This window comes from Pantoea sp. X-Soil-TKNS-1280 (assembly GCF_059730475.1).
Map to the genome: position 1 here is coordinate 2370250 of NZ_AP035962.1, position 17713 is coordinate 2387962.

Consider the following 17713-nt stretch of genomic DNA (forward strand, 5'->3'; position numbering starts at 1 on the left):
CAATCTGATGGCGTTTTTTTAACTGAAGAAGGGGTTAGCGCTTGCTGCCCAAATCCTCCGGCATACTTTTCTGCATGCCATGCCAGATCTCACCACTACGACGGCCATAATCACGCACGCAATCCACAATCTGTTCCTGCGTCGGCACCACGCCGCACAGGTTAGCCAGCTGCTGATAAAAGCTGCGGGCCAATTCGCGTGCTTCCGGGTTAGAGAAGTAATGACGACCCACACGGGTATACAAACCTTTCAGACCATTAAGGATCAGACCATAGATCGGGTTACCAGAAGCAAAAGCCAGACCACGGAACACCCGATAATCCAGCTCGGTGTATGCCTCGGCCTGGTCATCGGAACTGAGCGCCGTTTCCAGCACGTCACGCGCCTTGTCCGGGTGATGGCGCAGGGCACGGCTGATAAAGATCGATGCGATGTTGGTGCGCACTGACAGCAGATTATCAATCAACTGTGGCACGCTGTCGTGATCGAGACGCGCCAGCGTTTCCAGAATATTTAAACCTGAGGTTTCCCAGAAATCATTCACACGCGTCGGTTTACCGTGCTGGATAGTTAACCAGCCATCACGAGCCAGGCGCTGCAATACCTCACGCAGCGTGGTACGGGTTACGCCGATCAGTTCAGAAAGCTCACGTTCGGCAGGCAGAATTGATCCCGGCGGAAAACGACTGTTCCAGATGCTTTCAATAATATACTCTTCAGCAAATCCTGCAGGGCTTTGCGCCTTAATCACCATAGCATTTATTTCTCGTTGCTTTCTTTGTCGTAATTGGACTCATCATACCAGAGGGGCTATAGCGGATATAGACTGGCAACAGATTAAAAGCGCGCGCTGCCGCAAATTTCAACATCAAAGATTTACCTCAGGGAGAGTCGATGGAACTCAGCTATGCGCAGGCATTCAGGCGCAATTTTCTTGGGCAGTCGCCCGAATGGTACAAACTTACCCTCATTGCTTTTCTGGTGATCAATCCGCTGATTTTCCTGTTTATCAGCCCGTTTTTTGCTGGCTGGTTACTGGTGGCGGAATTTATTTTTACCCTTGGCATGGCGTTAAAATGCCACCCGCTGCTACCCGGTGGCTTGCTGGCCATTGAAGCGATAGCCATCGGTATGGCCACTGCCGATCAGGTGAAAGCCGAGCTGGCGGGCAATATTGAAGTGTTACTGCTGCTGATTTTTATGGTGGCAGGCATCTTCTTTATGAAACAACTGCTGCTGTTCGTTTTCACCCGAATATTGCTGTCGATACGTAGCAAGGTGCTACTCGGGTTGACCTTCTGTCTCGCCGCCGCATTTCTCTCAGCCTTTCTTGATGCGCTGACCGTGCTGGCCGTGGTCATCAGCGTGGCGATGGGTTTTTACGAGATTTATCACCGTGTAGCGTCCGCTAATCCTGGGCAGCATGATGAAGCGCGCGCAACGCTGGAAAAATTCCGTGCTTTTCTGCGCAGCCTGATGATGCAGGCAGGTGTGGGGACCGCCCTCGGTGGGGTGATGACGATGGTAGGTGAGCCACAGAATCTGATCATTGCTCACGCAGCAGGCTGGAACTTCACCGATTTCTTCCTGCGAATGGCACCGGTCACCGTTCCCGTGCTGCTGTGCGGTATTGCCACGAGCATGCTGGTGGAGCGTTTCCGCTTATTTGGCTACGGTGAAACGCTGCCTGATGCAGTGCGCACCATTTTGCTGGAAAGCGATCGCCAGGCCAGCGCGCAGCGCACCCGCCAGGAGTCGCTGAAACTTGGCATACAAGCGCTGATCGGTGTCTGGCTGATCATCGCCCTGGCTTTTCATCTGGCTGAAGTCGGCCTGATCGGACTTTCGGTGATCATCCTTGCCACATCGCTATGCGGCATCACCGACGAACATACGCTCGGCCAGGCGTTTACCGAAGCCCTGCCCTTTACTGCACTGCTGGCGGTTTTCTTTGCCATCGTCGCGGTGATCATTGAACAGCAATTGTTCCAGCCACTGGTCCATTTCGTGTTGCAGGCCGATCCCGCCGCACAACTGAGCTGGTTTTATGTGTTTAATGGCCTGCTGTCCGCCATTTCCGATAATGTATTTGTCGGTTCGGTGTATATCAATGAAGCCAGACATGCCTTTGACAGCGGGGCCATTGACCAGCATCAGTTCGCATTACTGGCGGTTGCCACCAACACCGGAACAAATCTGCCCTCTGTCGCAACGCCTAACGGGCAGGCGGCATTTCTGTTTCTGCTGACCTCCGCTCTGGCTCCGCTGATCCGTCTTTCTTATGGCCGCATGGTGTGGATGGCTCTACCCTTTACCCTGGTGTTGTCGCTGGTCGGCTTTCTCTGCATTAATGCATGGCTGGTACCCGCGACAGATTATTTCGTGCAGCAGGGTTGGCTTAGCGCCGCACAACCCTGAGGTTTTTTGGCCTGGATCAGGATAAGTCATTTTTCTACATGATTTTTTCCCGCGTCCAGGCTGGCACGCACGCGCTTTTGGTTTACACTGCGATGCATTAACGACTACAGGAACAGCACTATGTTGCGATATTTGAACCAATGTTCGCGGGGACGCGGAGCCTGGTTATTGTTGGCACTGACGGCACTGGCTCTTGAACTGACTGCACTCTTTTTCCAGCACGTGATGGGGCTACAACCCTGCGTCATGTGCATTTATGAACGTTGCGCGCTGTTTGGCGTGATGGGTGCGGGTATTGTCGGTGCCATCGCACCGAAAACGCCGCTGCGTTGGGTGGCGTTGCTGATCTGGCTTTACAGTGCGATTGAGGGGTTAAGACTCTCCTGGGAGCACACCATGATCCAGCTGCACCCGAATCCGTTTGTCACCTGTGATTTTGCCGCACGTTTCCCGAGCTGGCTGCCACTGGATAAATGGTTCCCGGCGGTATTTGTGGCGCATGGTGACTGTTCTGAGCTGGGCTGGACTTTCCTCACCTGGAGTATGCCGCAGTGGCTGATCGTGACTTTCGGTGCCTATTTGCTGGTTGCCGTGCTGGTGCTGATTGCTCAGCCGTTTAAAGCCAAACGCCGCGATTTGTTTGGACGCTAATCAACATAAAACAGGCAGCCTGCGCTGCCTGTTTTTTCTCAGCCATGGCGATCCGGCCGATCAATAATATGTTCTTCCCAGTCTCTCACTTCGCTCTCACGCACCGCGATAAACCGCACTGAAATGCGCTGCGCATGCATCGCTTTCTTCGAACCCGCAATCAGCGGATGCCAGGCTGGCAAGGTTTTCCCTTCCCCCAGTAACCGATACGCACAGGTACGCGGCAGCCAGTTGAAGGTGGTGAGATTTTCCCGCGTCAGCTTGATACAGTCTTCTTCATACTCAAACCGCCGTTCGTAGTTACGGCACTGGCAGGTTTTGATATTGAGCTGATTACAGGCCACGTTAGTGAAGTAGATTTCATCGGTGTCCGCATCCTGCAGTTTATTCAGGCAGCACTGACCACAGCCGTCGCACAGCGATTCCCACTCGGCGTCGTTCATTTGGTCAAGGCGTTTTGTCTGCCAGAAAGGCTGTTCGGTCATGGTGGCGGTCCGGATTAACGTAAAGACCGCACCTTATACAAGGTTCAGGTGCGGTGATGCAAGTTTTACAGTACGCGAGTGGTAATACCGTGGCCAGCGAGGGAGATTTCCAGCTTATCGCCGGAACGCATTGGTCCCACCCCTTCCGGGGTACCGGTGAGCACCACGTCGCCTGCACGCAGGGTAAAATACTGGCTCATGTAGGCAATCAGCGGCAGAATTTTGTGGATCATGTCAGCGGTGGTGCCATGCTGGCGCACTTCACCGTTCACCACCAGCTTTAACTCCGTGTTCTGCGGATCGCCACTGAATTCAGAGACAGGAATAAAACCAGACAGCGGACAGGAGTTGTCAAAACCTTTGGATTTCTCCCACGGACGGCCTGTTTTCTTCAGACCGGCCTGCACATCACGCAGCGTCAGGTCCAGTGCCACACCATAACCGGCAATGGCTTTCGCCACATGTTCTTCGCTCGCCTGCTTCAGCGTCGCGCCGATCAGCACGGCCAGTTCAACTTCATGATGCACTTCACCAAAATTGCCCGGAATGGACAGCGGCTGACGCAGATCGCACAGTGCGGTTTCCGGTTTGATAAACACCACCGGTTCGTCAGGCGTTGCACTTCCCATCTCCTTGATATGATTAGCATAGTTGCTGCCAACACAGACCACTTTGCTGGCCGGATAATCCAACAGAGCGCCCTGCCAGTTACGATGCTGATACATGCTATTCCCCTGCTTTGATTTGAGTATGACGCCAGTTGAGCTGGCGCGTTGTGTCTGCTTCAGTGCCGGAACGCGGCAGGCTGAGGGTCAATATATTAAGCTGCTTTGTGGCTAAGGAGTGTGCGTAAATTGTCAAAAGACGTTAATCGATATCGCCATGGGTGGTTGATATTGCCTGCAATTAAGGGTTAGCCACAGGCAAATAAATAAAGCGACCACGCTGATGATTAAATCTGGATATATTTACAGATGAATCCGAATTAATCTTTTTTGTTTTGCTGAAGATGTATGTTCAACAGACTTTCCGGCGGCGGTGGCAATTGTAAATAATAGCCCTGTTCGCTCAATGCCTGCTTAACTTTATTGATATCTGCACCCGCCAGTTTGTCGCGCTTTTCCAGCGACAGCACCATAGATAGCTGGGGTTTGCCGAAGCCACGGAGCAATTCTTCTGGCACACGAGAAAAATCGTCTTTTTTTTCAACATAAAGATAAGTCTGGTCACGCTGCGGGCTTCTGTAGATCACACAAAACATATTTTTTACTCGAATTAACTGATGGCGTCACTTGCCTGAATATAGCAGTAACTATAACATGCTTGCTGAACTTCGAATATTGACCGCAGGGTGTTAATGACGATTTTATCGGCGTTCATCTAACGGTAGTGAAAACAGGACGAGTCAGGACAGATGTCGCAAACGCCAATCGAATTCAAGGGAAGCAGTTTTACCCTATCAGTCGTTCATCTGCACCATTCGCAACCTGAGGTGATTCGTCAGGCGTTGCAGGACAAAATCGACCAGGCGCCCGGCTTTCTGAAAAATGCACCGGTGGTGCTGAATGTGTCGGCATTGAACGGCGACATCAACTGGAAGCAGATGCAGCAAGCCATCAGTGCAACCGGGCTGCGCATCGTTGGCGTCAGCGGTTGTAAAGACGATGCGCTGAAAAAGATGATTGCGCGTGCCGGATTGCCGGTGCTGTCTGAGGGGAGCGATCGCAAAAAGCGCAATGATGCGCCAGCGGATGTTCCCGAGCCAGCCCCCGCCCCCGTAGTGGCGGAGACCGTCAATAAAACCCGCATCATTAATACGCCAGTCCGTTCTGGCCAGCAAATTTACGCCCGCAATGCTGATTTGATTGTCACCAGCAGCGTTAGCGCCGGTGCCGAGCTGGTTGCCGATGGCAACATCCATATTTACGGCATGATGCGCGGTCGCGCCCTGGCAGGTGCCAGCGGCGATCGTGACTGCCAGATTTTTTGCACCAACCTCGTCGCAGAGTTGGTCTCCATTGCCGGGGAGTACTGGATCATGGATCAGATTCCGGCTGAGTTTTTTGGTAAAGCTGCGCGTTTATGCCTCAAAGAGGGCGCGCTCACCATTCAGACACTTAATTAGGCCCCTTTTCTTTCGTTAAGGAAATCAACATTTATGGCACGCATCATTGTAGTTACATCCGGTAAAGGGGGCGTTGGCAAGACCACGTCAAGCGCGGCCATCGCCACTGGACTCGCGCAAAAAGGCAAAAAAACCGTGGTGATCGATTTTGATATCGGTCTGCGTAACCTCGACCTGATCATGGGCTGTGAACGTCGTGTTGTTTACGACTTCGTCAATGTTATTCAGGGCGATGCCACATTGAACCAGGCGCTGATTAAAGATAAGCGCACTGAGCAACTGTATATTCTGCCAGCGTCGCAAACCCGCGACAAAGACGCCCTGACCCGTGAAGGCGTTGAAAAAGTGCTTAACGACCTGGCAACGATGGAATTCGATTTCATCGTCTGCGATTCACCTGCCGGTATCGAAACTGGTGCGTTGATGGCGCTGTATTTTGCAGATGAAGCCATCATCACCACCAACCCGGAAGTGTCCTCGGTACGTGACTCTGACCGTATTCTCGGCATCATTTCGTCCAAATCCCGTCGTGCGGAAAATAGCCAGGAAGCGGTGAAAGAACACCTTCTGCTGACCCGTTACAATCCGGGCCGCGTGAGCCGTGGTGATATGCTGAGCATGGAAGACGTGCTGGACATCCTGCGTATCCCGCTGGTCGGTGTGATCCCTGAAGATCAATCGGTATTACGCGCTTCCAACCAGGGCGAACCCGTGATCCTCGATACCACCTCAGATGCCGGTAAAGCCTATGCTGATACCGTAGACCGCCTGCTTGGCGAAGAACGCCCCTTCCGCTTTATTGAAGAAGAGAAGAAGGGTTTCCTGAAACGCCTGTTCGGGGGATAACCAATGGCATTACTCGATTTCTTTTTATCCCGTAAGAAGAACACAGCCAACATAGCCAAGGAAAGGCTGCAGATTATTGTGGCTGAACGCAGAAGGGGCGACAGTGAGCCCCACTATCTGCCGCAGCTCAAGCGCGACATTCTGGAAGTGATTTGCAAATATGTGAAAATTGATCCGGATATGGTCACCGTTCAGCTGGATCAGAAAGGGGATGATATCTCGATTCTGGAGCTGAACGTTACGCTACCGGAGACGGAAGAAGTCACCAAATGACGCCAGCGGTTTCCTGATTTTCCCCTGCGCAATTTGCAGGGGAAAAAATCGCGCTTACAGGGTTTGCAGAATCTCGTCGATGCGCGCTTTCAGCAAATCGCCGCGCCAGCCTGTGAGCAATTCCGGGGTGCGCGATGCAGTTTTCAATCCCCAGTACACACTCAGCACCTGATTGATCTGGCGGCGTGAAGCCAGCAATTCCTGACTAAACCCGGTTTCCTCGCTTACCTGCTGCACCAGCGCTTTAATCGCTTTGAATGTCTGTTTGTATTGCGGATGGTCGATCAGATTGCCCAGCGGTTGCGGCAGCGTGGCCTCATCCTGCGCCTGTGCTTCGGCGACCAGCGCCACCATCGCTTTACCGTGGAAGCGAATCTCATGACCGTTCAGGCCGAGATGGTCCAGCTCACCCAGGCTACCCGGCATAAAACGCGCCACTTTCCACAGATTCTCTTCGCGCACCACAAAGTTAACCGCCATATCTTTCTGACGTGCGGTGTTAAGACGCCAGGCGGCCAGACGCTGCAATGCCGCCAGCTGACGCGGGCGCAGCTGCCAGGCATTGGTGATATCACGCCAGGCCTCGTTGGGTGCCAGCACATCAAGACGGCGCTGGCACAGGTTTTCGCATTCGCTGCGTGCCGCCGCCATATTACCCGCCGCTTCAGTTTGCGCCAGCAACTGATGAGCGATAGGCAGCAAATAGGCTACATCGGCTGCCGCATATTCGCACTGCCGCTCCGTCAGCGGGCGAGCCAGCCAGTCAGTACGCGCCTCACTTTTATCCAGCTCGATTTGGTCAAAATGCATCACCATCGCCGCAAAACCCCATGACAACGGCTGACCGGCAAATGCCGCCAGAATCTGGGTATCAATCATCGGGTCCGGCAGGCAGTCAAAACGATGCAGGAACACTTCCAGGTCTTCACCACCCGCGTGCAGGAATTTCGTGACCCGGGTATCACGCAGCAGGTCGATAAACGGCGTCCAGTCACTGATGTTGAGGGGATCGATCAGGACCAATTGCTCGCTATCAAACAGCTGGATCAGGCCCAGCTGCGGATAGTAAGTACGGGTGCGGACAAATTCGGTATCCAGCGCCACGGCAGCATGCTGGCGTGCTTTGTCGCACACCGCAGCCAGTTGGTCATTTTGGTCGATCAGGGAATAATTCACGTTATGTTTTCGCCGCGACTCACTGCGCGCAGCGCTCCATGTTAAAAGCAATAAAAACGCCGGACATTGCCGGCGTTAACCATTGAGCGAGGTACGCACTACTGCCCTTCCCGCTTCACCTCATCACGCAATTCGCGACGTAAGATCTTGCCCACATTCGTTTTAGGCAGCTCGTCACGAAACTCGATAATCTTCGGCACCTTGTAGCCGGTAAGCTGACGCCGACAGTGATCCAACACTTCTTCTTTGGTCAGGCTGGGATCTTTCTTCACGATGCAGACTTTCACTGCTTCACCGGAAAGATCGCTCGGCACACCAATCGCTGCAGCCTCGCGCACCTTCGCGTGCTGCATCAGCACATCTTCGATTTCGTTGGGATACACATTAAATCCCGACACCAGAATCATGTCTTTTTTACGATCAACGATGCGGATAAAGCCTTCGCTGTCCACGGTAACAATATCACCGGTATGCAGCCAGCCATTTTTCAGCACTTCTTCCGTGGCTTCCGGACGTTGCCAGTAGCCGATCATCACCTGCGGACCGCGAATGCAAAGTTCGCCGGGTTCGCCAGGTGCCACATCATTATCCTGTTCATCCACGATGCGCACATCGGTGGAGGGTACCGGTAAACCGATGCTACCGGTGTGGCAGGTAATGTCATACGGATTGACTGACACCAGCGGCGAGCATTCCGTCAGACCATAACCTTCCAGCAAATAGTGTCCGGTCAGTTTTTCCCAGCGTTCAGCCACCGCCTTCTGCACCGCCATTCCCCCACCCGCAGACATACGCAGGGTAGAGAAATCCAGCTTATTAAAGTTGGCATCGTTCAGCAGCGCATTGAACAACGTATTCACGCCGGTGATCGCGGTAAACGGGAACTTCGCCAGCTCTCTGACAAAGCCCGGAATATCTCGCGGATTGGTAATCAGCAGGTTCTGCCCACCCAGGTCGAGGAACAGCAGGCAATTCACCGTCAGAGCAAAGATATGGTACAGCGGCAGTGCGGTGACGACGCATTCCTGCCCCGGACGCAGCAGTTTGCCATAGGTTGCCTTAGCCTGTTCGAGGTTGGCCTGCATGTTGCCGTGTGTCAGCATCGCGCCTTTCGCCACCCCGGTGGTCCCACCGGTATATTGCAAAAACGCCAGATCATCATTGGTGACATCGGGACGCTGGTAACTCAGCTGTTCCCCCTGCTGTAACGCCTGACGAAACGGCACCGCGCCTGGCAGATGGTATTTCGGCACCAGTTTTTTTACATAGCGGACGATAAAGTTGACCAGTGTGCCTTTGATTGGGGCCAGTTGATCGCCCATGCGCGTCAGCATCACATGTTTAACCTGCGTCTCTGCGACCACTTTTTCCAGCGTGTGGGCAAAGTTCGACACGATAACAATCGCGCAGGCACCGCTGTCATTAAGCTGATGCTTCAACTCGCGCGGCGTATACAGCGGGTTAACATTGACCACCACCATCCCGGCGCGTAACACACCAAATAGCGCCACCGGATATTGCAGCAGGTTCGGCATCATCAGGGCCACCCGATCACCGGCTTTCAGCTTCAGCCCATGCTGCAACCAGGCGGCAAAGGCGCGGCTTTGCTGCTCCAGCTGGCGATAGGTCATGGGTTGCCCCATGTTTACGAAAGCGACCTGATCGGCATATTGCGTTGCCGCATGCTCAAAAAGATCGATTAACGATGTATAGCGGTCAGCAGTAATTTCCGCTGGTACATCTGGCGGATAGCGTTTCAGCCAAACCTTAGTCAAAGATTCACCCCGAGATTCTTGTTGCTTAGCCATCGCCGCCTCTGCCATCAGTGTTATTAACAATATTTTAACTGATTGTACCAGTTTGCCGGGTTCGACCTGTTCAGGTTGCGAGGCTCATCACTAAATTTCGCGCTTCGGTTGCGTGCGCAATAAAAAAGCCCGGTCGCGAGCGCCGCGATCGGGCCGTAACTAACTGAAATAAAATATTATTCAGTCAGAATGGTTTGTACCTGTGCCGGACCGCTACTGTACATGCCCCAGTAAGGGTTAGGTCCCCAGTATCCTGGGTGATGGCGCGTCGGTCCGTAAAATATCCAGGGATCGATGGGCTGAGGTGGCGTCATCACTTGCTGGGTTAAATGCCAGCGCTGATAGCCTTTCACATCAATCACCACAAAATTATAGCTGGCCTGGCCTACGGTGCCTTTTTCGCTACCTTTAATGTTGCCCAGCACCGTGACGTACTGATTATTAACATCGGTCGGATCGACAAATCCGTGGATGTCGGCAAAAATACGGCCAACCGATGCCGAGCCAAGACGCGGACGCCCGCTGTCATCCAGCGGCTGAGTGGCGATTTCCAGACGCGTCAGACCATTCAGATTGGTGACGTTCACCACTTTACCGCCAAAGCGTGATTCCTGGCCAACGTAAAGCTGCGGCGCATTCATCACCCGTAATAAATCTTGCTGTGGAAGCGGAGAACTCCCTTTAATGGAATCCGGCACCGAAACACAACCGCTGAGCAACAGCGCGCAGGCTAACAGAGCGCCAGACATCCCTTTACGACTGATTGGCATAAAAGCCTCCTGTTATTTCTCAGATTAGACTGAAAGCGCAGCGATAAGTTGCGTGTTGGCTTAACGTCCCGGCAACTTTTTCCAGGCCACTTCATTGCGCAGATAAACCGGCTCGGCATGTTCCACGGCGACCGTTTCCCCTCGCTGCCAGGCCGCTACGGCCAGCGGCAGCATATCTTCAGCCGCCGGTAAGGTGATTGCGCTGGACAGCAGTTGTGCGCCTGGCGAGGTGAGCAATTGCGGCCAGGCCTGCCAGCCGGTACCGACAGTAGTCCATTCTCCGCTCAGACTTTGGATTCGTGCCTGGGCCGCTTCTGGCGACAACACCGCTTCGGTCTCTGCACCCTGCCATTCGCCATTGGCGTCACGCTGATACTCTGCCCAGTAGACTTCGCCCATACGTGCATCAATCGCCGCCAGTACGCGCGTCGCGCCATTTTTACGCCATGCGCCCTGCGCCATCGTGGCTAAGGAGGAAACGCCAATCATCGGCAGATTTGCCCCCAGCGCCAGTCCCTGAGCAATGCCAATGCCAATACGTACGCCGGTAAAGCTGCCTGGTCCACGCCCAAAGGCCAGCGCGTCAAGCGCGGTCAGTTCCAGCTGCTGCGCCTGCAACAGCTCCTGCACCAGCGGCAGAATGCGCTGCGTGTGGTCACGCGGGGCGATTTCGAAACGGGCATCGATGTGCTGTTGATTCAGCAGCGCGGCAGAACAGGCTTCTGTCGCCGTGTCCAGGGCTAAAATTCGGGCGGACATAACAACCTCGGGAGATTCAAAATGGCGCGCATCTTACCACAGCCTGGCACAAATTAGTGACTCTCCTGCTCGCGGGCGAAGCGGATGGCGCGGTCAAGATCGCGGGTACGTGGCGTAGGAGGCAAACTATTGAGGAACAGCGCACCGTAAGGACGCGACACCAGACGCTGGTCGCAAATCACCAGCACACCGCGGTCGTCGGTATCACGGATTAAACGTCCCACCCCTTGCTTCAGGGTGATGACCGCATCCGGCAGCTGGACATCGTTAAACGGATCGCCGCCGCGGATACGGCAATCTTCCATGCGCGCCTTGAGCAGCGGGTCTTCCGGCGAGGTAAACGGCAGCTTATCAATGATCACCAATGACAGCGCGTCCCCCCGCACATCCACCCCTTCCCAGAAACTACTGGTGGCCACCAGCAAGGCATTGCCCGCTTCAATAAACTGCTTCAGCAGCTGGCCTTTGCTGGTTTCGCCCTGCAACAGCACCGGCAGCGTCATGGAGGCACGAAATTCCGCTGCCAGCTCACGCATCATCATGTGTGAGGTACAGAGGAAAAAACAACGTCCCTTGTTGGCGTCGATCAGCGGTTTCATCATGCGCGCCAGCTGACGGGCACCTCCAGGGCGGTTCGGCTCCGGTAAGTTGCGCGGCACGCACAGCAACGCCTGGCGGGCATAATCGAACGGGCTGTTGAGGATCAGCGTTTTCGCTTTATCGACCCCCAGCCGGCTGGAGAAATGGCTCATCTGTTCATTGACCGCCAGCGTAGCTGAGGTGAACACCCAGGCGGCTTTCCGATTATCCATCACTTCGCGGAAGCGTTCCGCCACCGAAAGCGGCGTCAGCGCCAGGGTGAAATGTCGGCTGGAGCATTCATACCAATAACTGAACCCCGGTTCGTCGATGGCGCGCAGACGTTTCAGGCGTGTTCGATAGAGGGCGGCACGCTCAAAGGCGGCATCCAGCAACGCGGAGCGTCCCAGCGACAATTTGATCACGTCATAACAAAGTTCCAGCGCATCATCCAGCAGAGTCAGCATGCGCATCACGTTGTTATCGTTCAGCAGATCGCGCAGATTGCCACGGAAGCCCGGGTCCCCGAGCGTCAGGCGGAAATCCTGGGTGCATTGCGCCAGCCGATCGGCGGATTTCTGTAGCTGCTGCACATCACGCACTTCAGTGCGGTAAGCAATGATGATGTCTTTGACCAAATCGAGGAGTTGACGGCTGGAGAGTTGCTGGCCGAAATACTGGCTGGCGATATCCGGCAGTTGGTGCGCTTCGTCAAAAATCATCACGTCAGCTTCGGGGATCAGCTCACCAAACCCCCCTTCTTTCACCACTAAATCGGCGAGGAAAAGATGATGGTTGACCACCACCACGTCGGCATCCATGGCCCGTTTACGCGCTTTAACCACAAAACAATCTTTATACAGCGGACAATCACTGCCAAGACAGTTGTCGTTGGTGCTGGTGACGTAAGGCCACACCGGGCTGTCTTCGGCGACACCGATACAACTGCTGATATCACCGTCCACGGTTTCTGATGACCAGCCACGCAGGGTAATCAGATCGCCCAGCGCCTGGACGCTAAGGTCGCCACCGGTTTGCGTTTGCTGCTCCATCCGCTCAAGACAAAGATAGTTGGAGCGGCCTTTCAGCAACGCGGTTTTGCCTTTGAATTTCAGGGCGCGGGCCACGGTGGGCAGATCGCGGTTATACAGCTGATCCTGCAGGGCTTTCGAGCCAGTGGAGATAATGACTTTTTTGTCAGCGCGCAGCGCGGGGGCGAGATAAGCGTAGGTTTTCCCGGTACCGGTGCCGGCTTCGACCACTAACTCCCCACCGGTTTTCACCGCCTCAGCGACCGCCTGCGCCATCTCGCGCTGCGCTTCACGCGGTTTAAAACCAGGGATCGCCAGCGCCAGCGCGCCGTCAGCTGCAAAATCGTCTGCCACACATCCTCACCAATAACGCAAAAAGTACTGTAATTATGTCAGGATTCCACTCATGCGACCACAACAGATGACAGCACACCAGCCGATGTGTCAGGCTAGCAGCGCGAAAATTAAGGAGAAAATCATGACTATTACGCGTATCGATCCGGAACACCGCATGTCCGAAGCCGTTATTCATAACCAGACCGTGTATTACACCAGCGTACCGGAAAACCTTGATGAGGATGCGGAAGCGCAGACGGCCAATGCGCTGGCGGTGATTGACGCGATTCTGACCCGCGTCGGTTCCGACAAAAGCAAAATCCTCGACGCCACCATTTTCCTCGTCGATAAAGCCGACTTCCCGGCGATGAACCGTGCCTGGGATGCCTGGGTGTCACCGGGCAACGCACCGGTGCGCTGCACCGTACAGGCTGGTCTGATGAACCCGAAGTATAAAGTCGAAATCAAGATCATCGCCGCGTTATAACGTGTTTCGGGCGTCAGGCGTCGTCTTCGTCGTCTTCAAAACGCGCCCGAATCTGCTCACCCTGGTGGCTCTGGCGAATTTCATGCGCCACCTGGGCAATCGCCTGACCACTGGCCATACCGCCCGCCATCAGTTCCTGAATACGCTCGACAGCCTGTTGCTGCTGTTCGTGAGATAATGCCGGAAGACCTGAAAACATAACTCGCTCCTGGGAAAAAGGGGACGCATTATTCCATGCGGAACAAACAGGTGCCAGCAGCAAAAAAATATGTCAGGCTAACGCCCTTGTTGCTGTTATCTGATTTGTCTCATGATCGTAAAAACCCTCGCTCTGAATTATACGCCGGATACGCTGCCGCAGCTTTTTTCCTCCCTTGCTCATCAGCCATGGGCGATGTTGCTGACTTCAGGTCACGCCGATCATGCGGATAACCGTTTCGATATCATGACCGCCGATCCGCGCGTAACCCTGGTGACCCGCGGCCCAGCGACAGAAATTACCCAGCAGAATACAACGCTCAGTTCAACCGACGATCCGCTCACGCTGGTACAACGCTACTGTGATGCCCTCGGTGTTCAGCCCGCGTTTACGACGGACTTGCCGTTCCAGGGTGGTGCGATCGGTTTATTCGGTTACGATCTGGGTCGTCGTTTCGAACACCTGCCACAGCTGGCGCAACAGGATCTCAACACGCCGGATATGGCGGTGGGCATTTATGACTGGGCGTTGATTGCCGATCATCATCAGCAAAAACTGACACTGGTCGCGCTTGGTGATCCTGAGGCACGCTGGCAGTGGTTACAGGCACAAACCGCCCCTGCGGTTCAACCCTTTGCCCTCACCAGTGACTGGCAATCCAACCTGAGTTTTGACGAGTATGCTCAGCGCTTTGCTGCCGTGCAGGCATATATCCAGGCGGGTGACTGCTACCAGGTGAATCTGGCCCAGCGTTTTCAGGCCAGTTATCGCGGTGATGAATGGCAGGCGTTTCAGCGCCTGAATGAAACGAATCGCGCACCATTCAGCGCCTTTTTGCGCCTGCCGAAAAGTGCCATTCTCAGCCTGTCCCCGGAGCGTTTTCTTTCTCTGCAACAACGGGTGATTGAGACCCGGCCGATCAAAGGGACCCGCCCGCGTATGGCCGACCCGCACGCCGATCGTCAACAGGCGCAGGAACTGGCCAGCGCAGAGAAAGATCGCGCCGAAAACCTGATGATTGTTGACCTGCTGCGTAATGATATTGGTCGTGTCGCCGAACCGGGCAGTGTCAGCGTGCCGGAACTGTTTGTGGTGGAGCCGTTCCCCGCCGTGCATCATTTGGTCAGCACGGTGCGCGCGCAATTACCGGCGACGCTTGCCGCCACCGACCTGTTACGCGCCTGTTTTCCTGGCGGTTCCATCACCGGCGCACCGAAAATCCGTGCGATGGAAATCATTGAAGAACTCGAACCTCACCGCCGCAATGCCTGGTGTGGCAGTATTGGTTACCTCAGCCTGTGTGGCCGCATGGATACCAGCATCACCATTCGCACGCTGATTGCCGAAAATCAGCAGTTATACTGTGCAGCGGGCGGTGGCCTGGTGGCTGATAGTGTCGTCGCGGCGGAGTATCAGGAAACGCTGCACAAAGTGAATCGTATTCTGCCCAGCCTGCAGGAGCCATTTTAAGATGAACGGAGCACTGACCCTCGATCAATTCCTGAGCCGTTTTGTGCTGCAACCCCCGGTTGCTGCGCCAAAAAGTGTGATCAACGGCCGACGCGCTGCGGTGCTGGTACCGTTGATTGACGCAGCCGAGCCGGGGTTGTTGCTGACACGTCGATCCACACATCTGCGTAAACATGCCGGTCAGGTGGCTTTCCCCGGCGGCATGCAGGATGCCAGCGATGATTCACTGATCCACACCGCCCTGCGTGAGGCGCAGGAAGAGGTGGGGATTCAACCTGACCAGGTGCAGGTGGTCGGCGTTTTGCCTGCCGTCACCAGCAGCACCGGCTTCGCGGTGACGCCAGTGGTGGGCATTATTCCCGCCGGGCTGCCGCTCATCATCAATGCCGACGAAGTCGAAAGTGCCTTTGCCATGCCGCTGGCCGAGGCTTTGCGCCTCAGTCGCTACAGCGACCTGACACTGCGCCGGGGTCATCGGCAGCATCAGGTGTGGCTCTCCTGGTACGAAGATTATTTTATCTGGGGCATGACCGCGGGCATTATTCGCGCACTCGGCCAGCAAATCGCCCTTCCCGTCTGATTTTCCTCTCTGGCATGGCAGCTTGCCATCCTGTCACTTGCTGTTTTTTTCGCCGGTGACGGATAACTATTTCTGTGCTGTATAATTAGTTTATTTCATGCGAAAAGCTGATCCTGTTGCAGCACCTGCGATTACTATTAGCCGCATAAAACGGCCTGCGCCGTACTAAATAAGATTTGTGAGGAGTGTCACCGGTGATTAGTGTTTTTGACATGTTCAAAGTGGGTATCGGCCCATCCAGTTCGCATACCGTCGGCCCGATGAAAGCGGGTAAACAATTTGTCGATCTGCTGGCCGAACAGGGTAAGTTGCAGGATGTCACGCGCATTGCGGTCGATGTCTATGGTTCCCTGTCACTCACCGGTAAAGGTCACCATACCGATATCGCCATCATTATGGGTCTGGCCGGTGATGAACCCGCTACTGTGGATATCGATGGCATTCCGGCATTTATCCAGGATGTCGAACAACGTGAGCGTCTGCTGCTGGCGAACGGCGCACATGAGGTTGATTTCCCACGTGAAGGCGGCATGGTGTTTCGTAGCGAAAATCTTTCTTTGCACGAAAATGGCCTGACGCTGTACGCCTTTGCCGGCGACCTGCTGATTCTCAGCAAAACCTATTATTCCATCGGCGGTGGTTTTATCGTCGATGAAGAACATTTTGGCCAACCGGTGCTGGATCAGGTCTCGGTTCCCTGGCCGTTTCACTCCGCCAAAGAGTTACTGAGCCACTGCCGCGAGAGTGGTTTGTCTCTGTCTGGCCTGGTGATGAAAAATGAGCTGGCGCTGCACAGCCGTGAGGAAATCTACAGCTACTTCGCTAACGTCTGGCAAACCATGCAGGCATGTATCGATCGTGGCCTGAATACCGAAGGCGTGCTGCCGGGTCCGTTGCGGGTGCCGCGTCGTGCGGCATCACTGCGCCGTCTGCTGGTCTCCTCGACCAAACATTCCAATGACCCAATGAATGTTATCGACTGGGTCAATATGTTTGCGCTGGCGGTAAATGAAGAGAATGCCGCGGGTGGCCGCGTCGTTACCGCCCCCACCAACGGTGCCTGCGGCATCGTGCCTGCGGTGCTGGCCTACTACGATCATTTTATTGAAAACGTCACGCCGGATATTTATATCCGCTACTTCCTTGCCTCCGGTGCCATCGGCATACTGTATAAAATGAATGCGTCGATTTCCGGTGCCGAAGTGGGTTGTCAGGGGGAAGTAGGCGTGGCCTGCTCGATGGCTGCAGCCGGTCTGGCGGAGCTGCTGGGGGCCAGCCCGGAGCAAGTCTGCGTCGCTGCCGAAATCGGCATGGAGCATAACCTGGGTCTGACCTGTGACCCGGTAGCGGGCCAGGTTCAGGTGCCCTGCATTGAGCGCAATGCCATTGCCTCAGTCAAAGCCATCAACTCCGCCCGTATGGCGCTGCGTCGTACCAGCGAACCGCGCGTTTCGCTCGATAAGGTGATCGAAACCATGTACGAGACCGGCAAAGATATGAACGCCAAGTATCGTGAAACCTCACGCGGCGGCCTCGCCATTAAGGTGCAATGCGACTGATTTCGCTCTGACACGGCAGCTTGCTTCGGTGCGCAAAAAAACACCGATTGAACTTTTTTATGCATCTGCTGCTACCTCCGCCTGGTTAAACCAGATAGAGTGATTTACGCGCGGCCCTCGTTGGCCGCGCTGCTTTTTCAGTACCGCTTTTTTTCCTGAGC

Annotated in this window: 19 protein-coding genes; 9 read left to right on the top strand and 10 right to left on the bottom strand. The window is 54.7% G+C overall.

Features of this window, described 5'->3' with window-relative positions:
- Nucleotides 1-34 precede the first annotated feature (34 nt).
- Entirely contained in the window at nucleotides 35-754 is a 720-nt protein-coding gene (gene fadR, locus AC6I8X_RS11050) for a fatty acid metabolism transcriptional regulator FadR (protein WP_084875254.1), read from the bottom strand.
- Nucleotides 755-894: 140 nt separating this feature from the next.
- On the opposite strand from fadR, the gene nhaB reads away from it, so the two are divergent.
- Together nhaB and dsbB are read left to right on the top strand one after the other, a co-directional pair.
- Nucleotides 895-2418, top strand: a complete 1524-nt coding sequence (gene nhaB / locus AC6I8X_RS11055) for a sodium/proton antiporter NhaB (protein ID WP_497839791.1) — start codon at nucleotides 895-897, stop codon at nucleotides 2416-2418.
- A 120-nt stretch (nucleotides 2419-2538) separates the two neighbouring features.
- Nucleotides 2539-3069, top strand: coding sequence for a disulfide bond formation protein DsbB (gene dsbB, locus AC6I8X_RS11060; RefSeq protein ID WP_313689219.1), 531 nt, complete (start codon nucleotides 2539-2541; stop codon nucleotides 3067-3069).
- 38 nt (nucleotides 3070-3107) lie between these two features.
- On the opposite strand, the gene ycgN is transcribed toward dsbB, so the two are convergent.
- The 3 genes from ycgN to AC6I8X_RS11075 all read right to left on the bottom strand — a co-directional run bounded on the left by ycgN (nucleotide 3108) and on the right by AC6I8X_RS11075 (nucleotide 4815).
- A complete protein-coding gene (ycgN, locus tag AC6I8X_RS11065; RefSeq protein ID WP_313689217.1) occupies nucleotides 3108-3554 on the bottom strand; it encodes a cysteine cluster protein YcgN in 447 nt (148 codons plus the stop codon).
- Nucleotides 3555-3619: 65 nt separating this feature from the next.
- Nucleotides 3620-4279, bottom strand: coding sequence for a fumarylacetoacetate hydrolase family protein (locus tag AC6I8X_RS11070; protein ID WP_084875262.1), 660 nt, complete (start codon nucleotides 4277-4279; stop codon nucleotides 3620-3622).
- A gap of 260 nt (nucleotides 4280-4539) precedes the next feature.
- Nucleotides 4540-4815: a YcgL domain-containing protein gene (locus AC6I8X_RS11075; RefSeq protein WP_313689213.1), complete on the bottom strand. Its 276-nt coding sequence runs from the start codon at nucleotides 4813-4815 to the stop codon at nucleotides 4540-4542.
- Nucleotides 4816-4968: 153 nt separating this feature from the next.
- Between AC6I8X_RS11075 and minC the strand changes: the two genes are divergently transcribed.
- Genes minC through minE form a run of 3 tightly spaced genes read left to right on the top strand, consistent with a single transcriptional unit; the run spans nucleotide 4969 to nucleotide 6798 of the window.
- Complete coding sequence (minC, locus tag AC6I8X_RS11080; RefSeq protein ID WP_497839792.1) at nucleotides 4969-5679, top strand: septum site-determining protein MinC; 711 nt, start codon at nucleotides 4969-4971, stop codon at nucleotides 5677-5679.
- Between the two features lie 33 nt (nucleotides 5680-5712).
- Nucleotides 5713-6525 carry a septum site-determining protein MinD gene (gene minD, locus AC6I8X_RS11085; RefSeq protein ID WP_416412369.1) on the top strand — a complete coding sequence of 271 codons (813 nt, stop codon included), beginning with the start codon at nucleotides 5713-5715 and terminating at the stop codon, nucleotides 6523-6525.
- A gap of 3 nt (nucleotides 6526-6528) precedes the next feature.
- The gene (gene minE, locus AC6I8X_RS11090) at nucleotides 6529-6798 is read left to right on the top strand and encodes a cell division topological specificity factor MinE (RefSeq protein WP_013509389.1); all 270 of its coding nucleotides are present in this window, start codon (nucleotides 6529-6531) and stop codon (nucleotides 6796-6798) included.
- Nucleotides 6799-6852: 54 nt separating this feature from the next.
- Here minE and rnd read toward each other — a convergent pair whose 3' ends face one another.
- The 5 genes from rnd to yoaA all read right to left on the bottom strand — a co-directional run bounded on the left by rnd (nucleotide 6853) and on the right by yoaA (nucleotide 13275).
- Complete coding sequence (rnd, locus tag AC6I8X_RS11095; protein WP_313688872.1) at nucleotides 6853-7974, bottom strand: ribonuclease D; 1122 nt, start codon at nucleotides 7972-7974, stop codon at nucleotides 6853-6855.
- A 98-nt stretch (nucleotides 7975-8072) separates the two neighbouring features.
- Nucleotides 8073-9749: a long-chain-fatty-acid--CoA ligase FadD gene (fadD, locus tag AC6I8X_RS11100; RefSeq protein ID WP_299451291.1), complete on the bottom strand. Its 1677-nt coding sequence runs from the start codon at nucleotides 9747-9749 to the stop codon at nucleotides 8073-8075.
- 209 nt (nucleotides 9750-9958) lie between these two features.
- Complete coding sequence (locus AC6I8X_RS11105) at nucleotides 9959-10552, bottom strand: Slp family lipoprotein (RefSeq protein WP_299451293.1); 594 nt, start codon at nucleotides 10550-10552, stop codon at nucleotides 9959-9961.
- A 60-nt stretch (nucleotides 10553-10612) separates the two neighbouring features.
- Nucleotides 10613-11311 (bottom strand): tRNA (adenosine(37)-N6)-threonylcarbamoyltransferase complex dimerization subunit type 1 TsaB, encoded by a 699-nt coding sequence (tsaB, locus tag AC6I8X_RS11110; RefSeq protein WP_497839793.1) that lies wholly within the window; start codon nucleotides 11309-11311, stop codon nucleotides 10613-10615.
- A 53-nt stretch (nucleotides 11312-11364) separates the two neighbouring features.
- On the bottom strand, nucleotides 11365-13275 hold the full coding sequence (gene yoaA / locus AC6I8X_RS11115; protein ID WP_497839794.1) for a DNA repair helicase YoaA: 1911 nt from the start codon (nucleotides 13273-13275) through the stop codon (nucleotides 11365-11367).
- A 124-nt stretch (nucleotides 13276-13399) separates the two neighbouring features.
- On the opposite strand from yoaA, the gene AC6I8X_RS11120 reads away from it, so the two are divergent.
- Nucleotides 13400-13744, top strand: a complete 345-nt coding sequence (locus tag AC6I8X_RS11120) for a RidA family protein (RefSeq protein ID WP_021183012.1) — start codon at nucleotides 13400-13402, stop codon at nucleotides 13742-13744.
- Nucleotides 13745-13757: 13 nt separating this feature from the next.
- On the opposite strand, the gene AC6I8X_RS11125 is transcribed toward AC6I8X_RS11120, so the two are convergent.
- Nucleotides 13758-13943 carry a YoaH family protein gene (locus AC6I8X_RS11125; protein WP_299451302.1) on the bottom strand — a complete coding sequence of 62 codons (186 nt, stop codon included), beginning with the start codon at nucleotides 13941-13943 and terminating at the stop codon, nucleotides 13758-13760.
- Nucleotides 13944-14054: 111 nt separating this feature from the next.
- On the opposite strand from AC6I8X_RS11125, the gene pabB reads away from it, so the two are divergent.
- The 3 genes from pabB (at nucleotide 14055) to AC6I8X_RS11140 (ending at nucleotide 17552) form a co-directional block, all read left to right on the top strand.
- Complete coding sequence (pabB, locus tag AC6I8X_RS11130; protein ID WP_497839795.1) at nucleotides 14055-15413, top strand: aminodeoxychorismate synthase component 1; 1359 nt, start codon at nucleotides 14055-14057, stop codon at nucleotides 15411-15413.
- Between the two features lies 1 nt (nucleotide 15414).
- Nucleotides 15415-15993 (top strand): CoA pyrophosphatase, encoded by a 579-nt coding sequence (locus AC6I8X_RS11135; RefSeq protein WP_299451306.1) that lies wholly within the window; start codon nucleotides 15415-15417, stop codon nucleotides 15991-15993.
- A gap of 194 nt (nucleotides 15994-16187) precedes the next feature.
- Nucleotides 16188-17552, top strand: a complete 1365-nt coding sequence (locus AC6I8X_RS11140) for an L-serine ammonia-lyase (RefSeq protein WP_497839796.1) — start codon at nucleotides 16188-16190, stop codon at nucleotides 17550-17552.
- Nucleotides 17553-17713 lie beyond the last annotated feature (161 nt).

Coding starts and splice junctions, on each gene's coding strand:
- AC6I8X_RS11105 (WP_299451293.1), bottom strand. CDS start 10,552: ATGCCAATCAGTCGTAAAGGGATGTCTGGCGCTCTGTTAGCCTGCGCG.
- AC6I8X_RS11125 (WP_299451302.1), bottom strand. CDS start 13,943: ATGTTTTCAGGTCTTCCGGCATTATCTCACGAACAGCAGCAACAGGCT.
- pabB (WP_497839795.1), top strand. CDS start 14,055: ATGATCGTAAAAACCCTCGCTCTGAATTATACGCCGGATACGCTGCCG.
- AC6I8X_RS11135 (WP_299451306.1), top strand. CDS start 15,415: ATGAACGGAGCACTGACCCTCGATCAATTCCTGAGCCGTTTTGTGCTG.
- nhaB (WP_497839791.1), top strand. CDS start 895: ATGGAACTCAGCTATGCGCAGGCATTCAGGCGCAATTTTCTTGGGCAG.
- AC6I8X_RS11075 (WP_313689213.1), bottom strand. CDS start 4,815: ATGTTTTGTGTGATCTACAGAAGCCCGCAGCGTGACCAGACTTATCTT.
- minC (WP_497839792.1), top strand. CDS start 4,969: ATGTCGCAAACGCCAATCGAATTCAAGGGAAGCAGTTTTACCCTATCA.
- tsaB (WP_497839793.1), bottom strand. CDS start 11,311: ATGTCCGCCCGAATTTTAGCCCTGGACACGGCGACAGAAGCCTGTTCT.
- ycgN (WP_313689217.1), bottom strand. CDS start 3,554: ATGACCGAACAGCCTTTCTGGCAGACAAAACGCCTTGACCAAATGAAC.
- dsbB (WP_313689219.1), top strand. CDS start 2,539: ATGTTGCGATATTTGAACCAATGTTCGCGGGGACGCGGAGCCTGGTTA.
- AC6I8X_RS11120 (WP_021183012.1), top strand. CDS start 13,400: ATGACTATTACGCGTATCGATCCGGAACACCGCATGTCCGAAGCCGTT.
- minE (WP_013509389.1), top strand. CDS start 6,529: ATGGCATTACTCGATTTCTTTTTATCCCGTAAGAAGAACACAGCCAAC.
- minD (WP_416412369.1), top strand. CDS start 5,713: ATGGCACGCATCATTGTAGTTACATCCGGTAAAGGGGGCGTTGGCAAG.
- fadR (WP_084875254.1), bottom strand. CDS start 754: ATGGTGATTAAGGCGCAAAGCCCTGCAGGATTTGCTGAAGAGTATATT.
- AC6I8X_RS11070 (WP_084875262.1), bottom strand. CDS start 4,279: ATGTATCAGCATCGTAACTGGCAGGGCGCTCTGTTGGATTATCCGGCC.